Origin of the sequence: Kribbella aluminosa, from assembly GCF_017876295.1 — a bacterium.
GTDB lineage: Bacteria > Actinomycetota > Actinomycetes > Propionibacteriales > Kribbellaceae > Kribbella > Kribbella aluminosa.
In genome coordinates this window covers 2,663,623-2,675,456 of record NZ_JAGINT010000002.1, presented here as the reverse complement: position 1 = coordinate 2,675,456, position 11,834 = coordinate 2,663,623, and the positions used below count along the sequence as shown (strand labels likewise).

14 protein-coding genes and 1 riboswitch are annotated in these 11,834 nt (G+C 69.8%); of the genes, 5 read left to right on the top strand and 9 right to left on the bottom strand.

What is annotated here, in order from left to right:
* Positions 1 to 91: 91 nt before the first annotated feature.
* Genes JOF29_RS34115 through JOF29_RS34105 form a run of 3 tightly spaced genes read left to right on the top strand, consistent with a single transcriptional unit; the run spans position 92 to position 2,385 of the window.
* A complete protein-coding gene (locus tag JOF29_RS34115) occupies positions 92 to 754 on the top strand; it encodes a HEAT repeat domain-containing protein (RefSeq protein ID WP_307863829.1) in 663 nt (220 codons plus the stop codon).
* Positions 741 to 1,733 carry a HEAT repeat domain-containing protein gene (locus tag JOF29_RS34110; protein WP_209698483.1) on the top strand — a complete coding sequence of 331 codons (993 nt, stop codon included), beginning with the start codon at positions 741 to 743 and terminating at the stop codon, positions 1,731 to 1,733. Before JOF29_RS34115 ends, JOF29_RS34110 begins: the two co-directional genes overlap by 14 nt.
* Positions 1,734 to 1,773: 40 nt before the next feature.
* On the top strand, positions 1,774 to 2,385 hold the full coding sequence (locus tag JOF29_RS34105) for a bleomycin resistance protein (protein ID WP_209698482.1): 612 nt from the start codon (positions 1,774 to 1,776) through the stop codon (positions 2,383 to 2,385).
* Here the strand turns inward: JOF29_RS34105 and JOF29_RS45695 are convergent.
* The 7 genes from JOF29_RS45695 to JOF29_RS34070 form a co-directional block, all read right to left on the bottom strand.
* The gene (locus JOF29_RS45695) at positions 2,373 to 3,056 is read right to left on the bottom strand and encodes a (2Fe-2S)-binding protein (RefSeq protein ID WP_209698481.1); all 684 of its coding nucleotides are present in this window, start codon (positions 3,054 to 3,056) and stop codon (positions 2,373 to 2,375) included. The two genes, JOF29_RS34105 and JOF29_RS45695, sit on opposite strands and share 13 nt — an antisense overlap.
* Positions 3,053 to 3,898 carry a CbtA family protein gene (locus JOF29_RS34095; protein WP_209698480.1) on the bottom strand — a complete coding sequence of 282 codons (846 nt, stop codon included), beginning with the start codon at positions 3,896 to 3,898 and terminating at the stop codon, positions 3,053 to 3,055. The genes JOF29_RS45695 and JOF29_RS34095 overlap by 4 nt, the downstream gene beginning before the upstream one ends.
* Before the next feature lie 11 nt (positions 3,899 to 3,909).
* Entirely contained in the window at positions 3,910 to 4,137 is a 228-nt protein-coding gene (locus tag JOF29_RS34090) for a CbtB domain-containing protein (protein ID WP_307863828.1), read from the bottom strand.
* A 37-nt stretch (positions 4,138 to 4,174) separates the two neighbouring features.
* A riboswitch (cobalamin riboswitch) is annotated at positions 4,175 to 4,320 on the bottom strand.
* 23 nt (positions 4,321 to 4,343) lie between these two features.
* A complete protein-coding gene (locus JOF29_RS34085) occupies positions 4,344 to 5,273 on the bottom strand; it encodes a methylenetetrahydrofolate reductase (protein WP_307863827.1) in 930 nt (309 codons plus the stop codon).
* Positions 5,270 to 6,115 carry a metal ABC transporter permease gene (locus JOF29_RS34080; protein WP_209698479.1) on the bottom strand — a complete coding sequence of 282 codons (846 nt, stop codon included), beginning with the start codon at positions 6,113 to 6,115 and terminating at the stop codon, positions 5,270 to 5,272. The genes JOF29_RS34085 and JOF29_RS34080 overlap by 4 nt, the downstream gene beginning before the upstream one ends.
* Positions 6,112 to 6,915 carry a metal ABC transporter ATP-binding protein gene (locus JOF29_RS34075; RefSeq protein ID WP_209698478.1) on the bottom strand — a complete coding sequence of 268 codons (804 nt, stop codon included), beginning with the start codon at positions 6,913 to 6,915 and terminating at the stop codon, positions 6,112 to 6,114. The genes JOF29_RS34080 and JOF29_RS34075 overlap by 4 nt, the downstream gene beginning before the upstream one ends.
* Complete coding sequence (locus JOF29_RS34070) at positions 6,912 to 7,820, bottom strand: metal ABC transporter solute-binding protein, Zn/Mn family (RefSeq protein ID WP_209698477.1); 909 nt, start codon at positions 7,818 to 7,820, stop codon at positions 6,912 to 6,914. The genes JOF29_RS34075 and JOF29_RS34070 overlap by 4 nt, the downstream gene beginning before the upstream one ends.
* A gap of 234 nt (positions 7,821 to 8,054) precedes the next feature.
* On the opposite strand from JOF29_RS34070, the gene JOF29_RS34065 reads away from it, so the two are divergent.
* Together JOF29_RS34065 and JOF29_RS34060 are read left to right on the top strand one after the other, a co-directional pair.
* Positions 8,055 to 8,894 carry an SAM-dependent methyltransferase gene (locus JOF29_RS34065; protein ID WP_245359724.1) on the top strand — a complete coding sequence of 280 codons (840 nt, stop codon included), beginning with the start codon at positions 8,055 to 8,057 and terminating at the stop codon, positions 8,892 to 8,894.
* Positions 8,895 to 8,947: 53 nt separating this feature from the next.
* Positions 8,948 to 9,559 carry a trimeric intracellular cation channel family protein gene (locus JOF29_RS34060; protein ID WP_209698476.1) on the top strand — a complete coding sequence of 204 codons (612 nt, stop codon included), beginning with the start codon at positions 8,948 to 8,950 and terminating at the stop codon, positions 9,557 to 9,559.
* A gap of 61 nt (positions 9,560 to 9,620) precedes the next feature.
* Here the strand turns inward: JOF29_RS34060 and JOF29_RS34055 are convergent, their stop codons facing one another.
* Positions 9,621 to 10,784: a Gfo/Idh/MocA family protein gene (locus JOF29_RS34055; protein ID WP_209698475.1), complete on the bottom strand. Its 1,164-nt coding sequence runs from the start codon at positions 10,782 to 10,784 to the stop codon at positions 9,621 to 9,623.
* On the bottom strand, positions 10,781 to 11,833 hold the full coding sequence (locus JOF29_RS34050) for a Gfo/Idh/MocA family protein (protein WP_209698474.1): 1,053 nt from the start codon (positions 11,831 to 11,833) through the stop codon (positions 10,781 to 10,783). Before JOF29_RS34050 ends, JOF29_RS34055 begins: the two co-directional genes overlap by 4 nt.
* Position 11,834: the final 1 nt, after the last annotated feature.

The window sequence follows — 11,834 nt, the reverse complement described above, 5'->3', positions numbered from 1 at the left end:
GCCGCCGCGGCGGCACCTGGCTTCCGGATTTCGGCGATGCTTGACCTTGACACCGTGTCAAGGTCTTGACTGTGGGCAGGAGGTGGTTCGTGTGAACCCGAAGTACGACCTGCGCCTGCTGGAGGCGGCGGACACGTCTACGCGACTGCGGGCGGCGATGGCGGTCGGCGCCGAGGCCGATCCGGAGCTGGTGCGGGTGCTGGTGGCGCGCTGCGGGGTGGAGCCGGACTTCTTCGTGCGCGACATGCTCACCTGGGCGCTGATCCAGCTGCCGCGCGACGTGACGGTGCCGCTGGTGGTCGCGGAGCTGGACTCCGCGAACGCCCAGGCCCGGAGCCAGGCGCTGCACACGCTGTCGAAGCTCAAGGACCCGGCGACCTGGCCGGCGATCACCCGGCAACTGCTGCACGACCCGAACGACGAGGTCAGGCGGACCGCTTGGCGTACGGCGGCCGGGCTGGTTCCGGTCGGCGAAGAGCAGCAGCTCGCGGCGGAGCTGGTGACGGAGCTCGGGCGCGGCGACCGCGACGTACAGCTGAGTCTCAGCCGGGCGCTGGTCGAGCTGGGCGACGCGGCCGAGGCTGCGCTGGCGAGCGGTCTGTCGAGCCCGAAGCCGAAGGTGCAGGCGCACGCCCGTGCCACCGAGCGGCTGCTGCACGACCCGGACGCGAACTTCGGCGCATTGCTCGACGAGGCGAAACGAGCCGTTGCCCTCGGCCCCCAACAGGTCCGGGAGCAGCATGCTCATCGGTGAGGTGGCCCGCCGGTCCGGGGTGAGCTCGCGAATGCTCAGGCATTACGAGTCCCTCGGGCTGGTGCGGCCCACCGGCCGGACGGTCGGTGGGTACCGGGAGTACGCCGACGACGACATCCGGCGGATCTTCCACGTCGAGGCGTTGCGCTCGCTCGGCCTGTCGTTGCGCGAGATCGGCCGCGCGCTGGAGGACCCCGGATTCGCGGCGCCCGCGCTGCTGGGCGACCTGATCCGGCGTACCGAGGAACGCCTGCACCGCGAACAGGAACTCCTCGACCGGCTGCGCGCCATCGAGGGCGCGACCCCCGGCGACTGGCCCGACGTACTGCGTGTCGTCGAGCTGCTGCACAGCCTCAACTCCCCGAGCGCCGCCCGCCGGCAGCAGGCGGTACTGGCTCCTTCGGACGACGAGCTGCCGACGGAGATCCTCGCCGCCGCCCTCCTCACCGAGTCCGACCCCAACGTCGCCGGCGCCCTGCGCTGGGCGTTGGCCCGGTCCACGGACGACGTACTGGCCGCCCTGACGCCCGCCCTCCGCTCGGCGGACGTCACCATCCGCCGCCGAGCCGTCGTCGCGATCGCCGAGGTCACCACGCCTGACGCGGTCCCCGTACTCACGGGCGCGCTGAAGGACCCGGACCTCGCCGTACGCAAGCACGCCGCCTTGTCCCTCGGCACCCGCGGTGAGCGTTCCGCCGTACCCGCCCTGGTTGCCCTCGTCATCGAAGGCGCCAACGACGTCGACGCCGCCGAGGCCCTCGGTGCCCTGTCCGCGACCCCCGGGACCGCCGCGCACATCCTCACCACCCTGGCCCACAAACTCGCTGCCCCGAACACCGCCCCAGAGGCCCGCCTCCGCCTGGTCCAGGCCCTCGGCGAACTCCCGCCGCCGATCACCCACGACATACTCGAGTCCCTCACCCACGACCCCCAAACCCCCGTAGCCCTCACCGCCAAGGCCCTCCTGAAACGGGCCTAACGCAATTCGGTTGCCGCCGCCCGGGTGACAGGATGGGGTAATGGATCCTGCGCTTGTTCCGGAGTTGCTTGTCGGGTCGGTTGCTGTGAGCACCGAGTTCTGGTGTGGGGTGTGCGGGTTCGAGATCCGGTACGAGCGGCCCGAGGAGGGGTTCGCGTACGTCGTACTCGGCGGGGCGCATGTGATGCTCGAGGAGGTCGGGGCCGGGCGGAACTGGGTGACCGCGGCGCTGGAGCGGCCGTTGGGGCGGGGCGTCAATCTGCAGGTCGCCGTACCGTCGATCGCGCCGATCGTGGAGTCGCTGCGCCGGGCCGGACGGCCGTTGTTCATGGAGCCCGAGATCAAGTGGTACCGGACCGACCACGGTGACGTCGGTGTCGAGCAGTTCCTCGTCACCGATCCGGACGGGTACCTGATCCGCTTCCAGGCATCCGTCAGCCGGACGCTGGAGGTCGACGGCGAACGGTTCGAGGTGTCCACCCGCGAGGGTCACCCGGGCACGTTCGACTACACCTGGCTGACCGGGCCCAACCCCGGCTACGGCTTCACCGAGTCCGGATCCTCCGACCACACCAGAACCGACGCCGACCACCACCGCGCCATCGGCGACTTCCTCTCCGGCATCAACCCGGCAACCGGCTACCTCGACTGAGCGGCGAGGACGCAGTCGCCGCAGAGGGGGCCGTTGTGGTCGCGGGCCGCGCGGTAGATGAGGCAGCAGCTGCGGCGGCGGAACGGGTTGGTGGTGTGGGCGTCGCGGAGGGGTGGGGTGGCGAGGAGCTGGGCTGCGAGGGTACGGGCGGGGTCGGCGAGGGTCGGGTCGGCGTTCGCCATGGCGGTGGCTGCGCCGTTGACGGCTGAGGCCACGTTGCCGGTGAGGATGTGGTCCGAGAGCTGGAAGGCTTGCGCGATCGCGGGGATGGGGCCGTCGAAGAGTTCCCGGTACAGATCTCCACCAGCTGGAGGGATCGGCGGCAAGGAGAGCGGGAACGCTCCGCCGAGGATCGGCTGCCAGTGGAGCTGGTCGAGGGCGAGGATCGGGACGCGGCGCTCCAGTACGGCGGATGCCAGCGCCGGTGAGATCAGGCGGGCGACCAGGCCGAGGTGGGTTACCGATGCGGCCACGCGTACTTCGATCGCCTCGGTTTCCTGGCCGCTCACCGCGCCCAGGTAGGCCCGCGTCTGGGCGACGCGGTCCTCCAGGACCGACGGATCGTCCACGATCTCGGACATGCGGCGCCAGGGCGGCTCCGGCGACGGGTCGGTGTGTTGCGCGACTCCGAAGAACGGTCCCAGGCCGGCGATCCGGTCGAGGAGTGTCACACCGTACTCGCCACCGGGGTGGCCGTCCGCGGCCGGAGCAGGCGGTCGGCGAGTAGGCCGAACACCAGGCCGATCACGCCCCAGAGCAGGACCTGCGCGCCGACGGAGTACAACCGGAACGCGTACAGCCGGTCCGCGTCGAAGCCCGGGTACACGATCGTGCCCTTGTCGTCGGTCAGCGGCAGCGGGGTCTCCGTCGCGTGCCGGCCGTACTCCTGCACGTTGGCCGCGAGCTGCCCGAGCGACGGCAGGACGGCCATCAGGACACCGATCACCACGACGTACGCCGCAATCGCCAGCAGAGTCGCGTTCCAGTTGCCGAGGCGCGGCGTCAGGCGCTTGCCCAGGGCAACGGCACCGACCAGGAGGACCAGCGAGCAGAACACCATCAGCAGGTAGAGGTTGCCGCGGTCGTGGATGGTCTCCTCGTGGCCGATCGCCGGCGGGTTCGCCGGGTACTTCAGGAACGGTACGAAGTAGATCCCGAGGAAACCGCCGACCGCGACCAGCATCGCCAGCGTCCGCGGCCGGAGCTTGCCGACCCGGCCGAGGCAGATCGTGTACGCGACCGCGAACAGCGCGCCCATCGCGATCCCGAACAGGATCATGCCGAGGCCGATTCCGACGTTCGCCTGCAGCGTCCGGCTGAACAGGTCCGGCTCGGCCGCCTCGACCGGCAGTCCGGCCGCCTTGTCCAGGGTCTGCTGGGCGGCGGACCGGCCGCTCTCGTAGTCGATCGCGGCCTGGATCTGCGGCTCGGCGAAGATCCGCGCGAACACGAACGCGACCAGGCCACCGGCTCCGCCGGCCAGCAGGCCGCGGAGGATCAGTTGCCGTTCCATATCAGTGGCAGTCAGTGGCAGGGAAAGCCGAGGAAGTGCCGCGCGTCGTGCACGAACTCGTGGATGTGCATGTCCTTGCCGAAGATCGAGTACGCACCCTGGTCGACGCCGATGAAGTAGTACGCCAGGAGCGCCAGGACCGCGGTACCGACCAGCCAGAGCACGGCCTTCGACACCGGAAGAACGATCGTGGTCGACGTGGTCGTCGGTACAGTCGTCTGGGCAGACAGATTACTCACGTGAAGCCTCCTTCAGGGGATCCTGCGTCCCGCTACCAGTGGAGCGTCGCGACGGCGAAGTATCTGACTCGCCGGCACCCGAAGGCGACCGGCTCACAGTGGCGCGACCGTGCCGAATTCCCATCGGCTTCCTTGCGCCGTCACTGTCTGGGAGCGTACGGATCCCGCCCCGGCACGTCAACCGAACCGCTCAGCGACCGAACCGCTCAGCCGACGAACGTGCGGAGTTCCTTGACCAGGTTGATGCTTGCGTCGTTCTCGATCCGGCGGGTGGAGACGCTTTCGACGTTGAAGCCGAAGGGGAGGTCGCGGTCGCGGCAGTACGTCGAGAGGGTGCGGGCGATCGTGACGCAGTGGGCGTACGAGTCGGCGACCGGGTCGGTGGCGTGGACGAGTTCGTTGCGGAGCCAGCGGGGGACGCGGACGCCGAGCCAGGCGAGGAACTCCAGGGTCTTCACCGAGCCGCAGATCGAGAGCGTGAACACGATCGGGACCGGCTCGACGTTCCGTTCGCGGCAGAGGTACAGGTAGTCGGAGGCCAGGTCCATCGCGGCGCTGACGTCGTAGATGACCTGGGTGACGAAGAACGAGCATCCACTGTGCTGCTTCCGGAGCAGCCGGTGGTGCTCGTCCTGGCGGGACGAGTGCCGCTCGGGGATCGTCACACCGCCGAGCGGCAGCGCCGACCCGGACCGCTGCCACAGGTCGTACGCGGCGGGCAGCGTCGTTCGTACGTCGGCGGAGCTCGTCGGTGCGCCGACCATCACCGTGCCGAGCTGGTCCGAGGGACGCCGTACCCACGAGTCCAGCTCGGCCTCGCTGTACTTGCCGACCGAGCGGTACACGATCGTCGGCCGGTCCCACCAGGACAGGTGGTCGGCCAGGAAGTCCGCCGGGTCCATCGTCGGGCTGAACGGGAACGGCCGCTCGTCCGGCGTCCGCTGTGCCTCGTCGTCGATGTCGTAGAGGATCAGCGCATCGATGTCGAGCTGCTCGAGCCGGGTCCGCGTCACCGCGGTGAAGCGTTCGAGCGCGTCCGGGGCGATCGACTGCCGGGGCGGCGTCATCCCGTACAGCAGCAACTCCGTGCCGCGCCCGCTCCGGAGCAACGCCGACAGATCGGACCGATGATTCACCGAGCCAGCTTAGAGGGCGCCAGGCGGCACAAGACGTAGATGGTGAACGAGATCGTGGTGATGTACGGGCTGATCGGCACCGAACTGCCTGCGGACAGGAGGATTCCGCCCACGGACGCGGTGACGGCGAACGCGATGCTGAGCAGCGGGACGACGACCGGTGACGACGAGACCCGGAGGGCTGCGGCGGCCGGGGTGACGAGGAGCGAGAGGACGAGCAGCGCTCCGACGATCTGTACCGAGACCGCGACCGCGAGGCCGAGCAGGATCATGAAGACGATCGACAGTACGCCGACCGGGACACCGCGCGCGGCGGCGACGTCGGCGTCGGTGCTTGCGAAGAGCAACGGTCTCCAGACCAGGACCAGTCCGACGGCGACCACGACGGAGATCGCGATCAGCGACTTGATCTGCGGGTCGTCGATCGCCACGATCTGCCCGGTGAGCAGGCCGAACTTGTTCGCCGCGCGCCCGTGGTACAGGCCGAGGCACAGGATGCCGAGCCCGAGGCCAAACGGCATCAGCACCGCGGTGACCGAGTTGCGGTCCCGCGCACGAGCACCCAGTACGCCGATCAGCAGCGCCGCGACCAGCGATCCGACGAGCGCCCCGGTGACGACGCTGACGCCGAACAGCAGCCCGGCCGCCGCGCCGGCGAACGACAGCTCGCTGACGCCGTGCACCGCGAACGCCATGTCGCGCATCATCACGAACACCCCGATCAGCCCGCCGACGACGCCGAGCACGACGCACGCGATGATCGAGTTCCTCAGCAACGGCAGCAGTTCCCCGTACCCGGAGAAGTTGAAGATCTGCGACCAGATGCTGTCCAGGGCGATCATCGCGCACCGGCCTGTTCGGGATGGTGGTACGGGTCGTGGTCCGGCACGCCCGCGACCAGGATCCGCCCGTTGTGCCGGATGACCTCGACCGGTGCGTCGTACAGCTCACTCAGTACTTCGGTGGTCAGCACCTCGTCCGGCGTACCGATCCGGAACCGGTGGTTGGCGATGTAGAGCAGCCGGTCCACCTTGTCCAGGATCGGGTTGATGTCGTGGGTGACGAACAGTACGCCGAGGTCGAGCCGCCGGCGGGCGTCGTCGACGAGATCGCTGACCAGCCGTTGATGCGGCAGGTCCAGCGACAGCAACGGCTCGTCGCACAGCAGCAGCCGCGGCTCGGCCGCCAGCGCCTGCGCGATCCGCAGCCGTTGCTGCTCACCGCCCGACAACGACGACAACGGGGTGGACGCGTACGCCTCGGCCCCGACGGACGAGAGCAGCTGATTCACCCGCTGCCGACGTCGCCGCGACGGGATCGGCACGCCCCACCGGTGCCCGTCCACGCCGAGCGCGACGAGGTCCCGGCCACGCAGCGGTGCGCCGTCCTCCGCGAGCCGTTGCTGCGGGATGTACCCGATCCGCCGGTCACCCCGACGTACCGGCGTACCGAGGAGCGTCGCGGAACCGGACCGGAGCCGGGTCTGTCCGAGGATCACCTTGAGCAGACTGGACTTGCCGGACCCGTTGGCGCCCAGTACGGCGATCAGCTCGCCGCTGTGCACCTGCAGGTCGAGGCCGTCCCAGAGGGTGCGGGACCCGAAGCCGAGCGCGGCCTGCTCCAGGGTGAGGACGACGCTCATCGCCCGAGCGCGGCGCCGACCGCGTCGAGGTTGGCGGTCATCCAGGCGATGTAGTCCTTGCCGCTCGGGAGCGTCTCGGTGACGGGCACCACCGGGATGTTGTTCTGCTTGGCGGCGTTGAGCAGCCTCTCGGTCTGCGGGCCGCTGGTCTGCTCGTTGTACGCGAGCAGCTTCACCTCGTGCTTGCTGTACAGCTGCAGCGTCGCGTTCAGGACCTTGACCGGTACGTCGCTGCCCTCCTCGATCGCCTTGCTGAACTCGGCGGGCGTCTTGTTCTGCAGGCCGACCGCGTCGAGCAGGTACAGCGGTACGGGCTCGGTGATGGCGACCGGCTGCCCGGCGTACTTCGCCTTGAGCGTCGCCTCCTGCTTCACCAGGCCGTCGATCTTCTGCTTCAGCGCGGTGGCGTTCTGCTGGAACGTCGACGCGTCCGCCGGCGCGGCCTTCGCGTACGCCTGCTGGAGCTGGTCGACGACCTTCGCGACCGTCGGGAAGTCGTACCAGACGTGCTCGTTGAGCGCCTCGCCCGCGGCCGCCTTCTTGCCGGAGATGGTGACCGCGTTCAGCAGGGTCGCCGACGAGTTCTTCGCGGTCTTCAGCATCCGGTCCATGAAGTCGTCGTACCCGCCGCCGTTCTCGATCACCACCGCGGCACCGGCCAGGGCCGCCTGGTTCCGGGTATTGGCCTCGAACTCGTGCGGGTCGGCTCCCGGGCTGTTGATGATCGAGGTCACCTCGACCTTGCCGCCGCCGACGCCGGCGGCCAGGTCACCCCAGACATCGGTGGACGCCACCACCTTGATCTTCCCGGCGGCCGCCGGAGCGGCGTCCCCCGACGAGCAGGCACTGACCCCGAGGGCCACAGCGGCGACAACAGCAGGCAGAACGAGCAGTCTGCGATTCACGGTACGACCAACCTTCGAGCGGAGTGAAATGACAACCGTTATCATTATCGCATGCCACTCCGGAAACGCCGGCCGGCCCCGGTGCAAAGCTTCGGTCAAGGTGCTCCCGGGACGCGCCGGACACTGGGGCAGTGACGCCTGGCCGGAGTAGGGTTTTGCTGCCGGGTGTCACGGTGAGTTGTGCGCCGGTTACGATGACTTTCAGTTCTGGACCGCACCGCGAATGGGATGTTCATGGCCGAATCGCACGACGCCGAACCGGGGATGTACGACCAGCTGAACCTTGACCGGCCGCACCCGGCCCGGGTGTACGACTACTTCCTCGGCGGGAAGGACAACTTCGCCGCCGACCGGCAGGCCGCGGAACACCTGCTCCAGGCGTTCCCGGGGTTCCGGACCGCCGCCCAGTCGAACCGGATGTGGATGCACCGGGCCGCGAAGTACGCCGCGGAGCAGGGCATCACGCAGTTCCTCGACATCGGCACCGGCATCCCGACCGAGCCGAACCTGCACGAGGTGGTCCAGGAGATCATCCCGTCGGCGCACGTGGTGTACGCCGACAACGACCCGATCGTGCTGGCCCACTCGCGCGCGCTGCTGGTCAGCAAGCCGGAGGGGAAGACGGCGTACCTCGAGGCCGACGTCACCGACCCGCAGGCGATCCTGAAGTCCGGCGAGGTCAAGGACCTGATCGACTTCGGCAAGCCGGTCGCGCTCAGCATCGTCGGCGTCTTCCACTACCTGCCGGACCACCTGAAGCCGTACGACCTGGTCCATCAGCTGGTCGAGCCGCTCGCGCCGGGCTCGCTGCTGATCTTCTCGCACTGCACGCCGGACTTCGCGCCGGAGCTGTGGGAGCGGGCGATGGTCGTCTACAAGGCCGACGGCGGCGAGGCACAGGTCCGCAGCAAGGAAGAGGTGACCCGCTTCTTCGAGGGCACCGAGCTGGTCGAGCCCGGCGTCGTGTCCCCGTTCCGCTGGTTCCCGGACGACGAAACCCAGCAGTACGTCGACCGCGGCGAGTTCACCGACATCATGTGCAGCCTCTGGGTCGGCGTCGGCCGCAAGCCCTGACCACGACGCCAGGTCCGTCACGTCCCGGCAGGAATTCCTGAGACCCTGGCCGAATGGCGTCTCTGCTGCTCGTTCTGGATCTGGCCGGAATGCTCGTGTTCGCGATCTCCGGCGCCTTGCTGGCCGTACGCCGGCGACTCGACATCGTCGGACTGCTGGCGCTGGCGGCCCTGACCGCGCTGGGCGGCGGATGGATCCGTGACGTCCTGATCGGCGCGACGCCTCCCGCCGCCCTCGCCGACTGGCGCTACCTTCTCGTCCCGGTGGTCGCCACCCTCGCCACCTTCTGGTTCCACCCGGCCGTCGCCCGCCGGGAACGAACCGTCGACGTCCTCGACGCGTTCGGCCTCGGGCTGTTCTGTGTCGCCGGCGCCCTCAAGGCCCTCGAGTACGGCCTCGGGCCGCTGCCCGCGATCGCCCTCGGCATCGTCACCGCGGTCGGCGGCGGCGTACTCCGCGACGTCGTCGCCCTCCGCGTCCCCACCGTTTTCGGCCCGGGCGAGCTCTACGCGATCCCCGCCGCAGCCGGCGCCACCCTCGCCGTCATCGGCCACCAACTCCCGCTCCCCTCCCCCGCCGTCGCCACGGTCGGCGCCGCCGTCGCGATCACCTGGCGCCTACTCGCGATCGCCCGCGGCTGGCACGCCCCAGTTCCCAGCAGCTAGTCGCGGCGGCCGCCCCGGCGGACATCGCCTGCTGGGCCGGGGCGGACGCCGCACGAACCTGTCAGGGGCGGAACGCCTCGGCGAGTTCGGTCATCGAGAAGCCGCCGTGGAACATGTCGTAGAAGCGGTGCCCGGGTGTCAGCTCCGCGCGGTGCACCCGGGTGCCGGTGATCGCCGACGCGTACAGCGCGGTGACGAACTCCATCGTCGGCCGCGTACTGGCCAGCGACGTGCTGTGGGTACGCCCGGCCAGCAGGTCGTCGACCAGGCGGCTGATCTGTGCCTCGTGGTTGCTCGGCACATCGACACCCGCCGACGCGGTCCACGGGTCGGTAGCGGCCACGGACCCGCCGGCCTCGGCCTTGCGGACACCGGGGTCCAGGCCGAGGGTCGCCGCCTTCGCCGCGTCCGGCGCGGGGTGGAACGTCCAGTCCTTGTCGGAGTACCCGTAGACATGGTTCACCTCGAGCGTGCCGCCGGCCGTGTCGATCCGGATCCGGCTCAGCTCCCGCGGCGACAGCAGGCTGTTGATCACGGTCGCCACCGCGCCGCTCTCGAACACCACCGACGCCATCGACACGTCCTCGAACTCGACCGGCCGGTCCAGCCGTACGGCGGTGGCGTCGATCGTCTTCCACGGCCCGAGCAGATGCAGCAGCAGGTCGATCTGGTGGATGCCGTGCCCGAGCGTCGGGCCGCCGCCCTCGCCGATCCAGGTACCGCGCCACTCCAGGTCGAAGTAGCTGGTCGGCCGGAACCACAACGTCTCGCAGACCGCGACCAGCGGCCGGCCGAGCGCACCGCGGGCGAGCAGGTCGTGCGCCCGGATCGCCCCGGAACCGTGCCGGTGCTGGAACACCACGGACGCCGAGCCCGCGCTGATCCCCTCGACCTTGGCGACCAGGTCCAGCTCCTCCAGGCTCAGCACGGGCGGCTTCTCCAGCAGCACCGAGATGTCGGCCGCCAGCGCCTCGACCGCGAGCTCGCCGTGGCTCTCCGGCGGGGTCGCGATCGAGACCAGGTCCGGCTGCTCGGCCGCCAGCAGCTCGGTCAGGCTGCCGTACGGGCGTCCGCCGAACCGCTCGGCCAGCGTCCGTGCCTTCTCCTCGTCGAGGTCCGCCGTACCGACGAGCTCCGTCCGGCCGGTGCTCGCGTAGGCCTCGGCGTGCCTGCGGCTGATGTTGCCGCACCCGACGATCGCGACCTTGAGGACATCGCCCGTCATCGGGCGGCTCCGCGCAGCACTGCGTTCTCCTGGGCCGTCAACGCCAGCCGCATGGTCTCGAACGTGTGCTCCTGCGGCGCGGCCGTGGTGGTCCGCTGCTGGACGTCGTGGATCAGATCCGGGTAGTAGGAGGTCTCGACGTCCGAGCAGTCGATGTACTGCGTACCCTCCTGGTTCGCCAGGAACAGGTGGTTACCGCCTTCGCGACCCTCGATGTCGATGTACTTGCGCAGCTCGATGTAGCCGTCGGTGCCGAGGATCAGCAGCCGCCCGTCACCCCAGGTCGGCAGGCCGGCTGGGGTGTACCAGTCGACCCGGATGTAGCCCTGGGCGTTCTCGCTGCGGAGCAGCATCTCGCCGAAGTCCTGCAGGCCCGGGTCGTCCGGGTTGGCGAAGTTCCCGACCGAGCTGCTGACCACCTCGGCGGTCTTCGCGCCGGTGAACCAGAGGAACTGGTCCACCTGGTGGGAGGCGATGTCGGCCAGGATGCCGCCGTACCGCGCCTTGTCGTAGAACCAGTCTGGACGGCCCGCGCCGCCGGCCAGGTGCGCGCGGTCGCCGATCCGGTGCGGCCCGAGACCGAGCGTCTGGACGACGGTGCCGATCCTGCCCTCGCGGACCAGTTCGCCGGCCTTGATCGCGCTCGGCACCTCGAACCGCTCGGAGAACGTCACCGACCAGAACCGGCCGGTCTCGGCGACCGCCCGCTCGATCTCGGCGAGCTGGTCGAGTGTGACGCAGCCGGGCTTGTCGGCGACCACGTCCTTGCCGGCCCGCAGCGCTGCGACCGCGATCGGCCCGCGCCGGTCCGGCACGGCCGCGGTCACGATCACGTCGATCCCGTCCCGGGCGATCAGCTCGTCCGGGTCGTCGGCGAAGGGTACGTCGGGGTAGCGCTCGCGCAGCTGCACCGCGACCGCGGCGGCCGGGTCGTCGGTGGCCATCCCGACGAACTCGGCACCGGCCCGGATCAGGCCGGCGACCTGACCGAAGATGTGGGAATGGTCAAGCCCGACGGCGGCGAACCTGACGTGCTGACTGGAGGTCAAG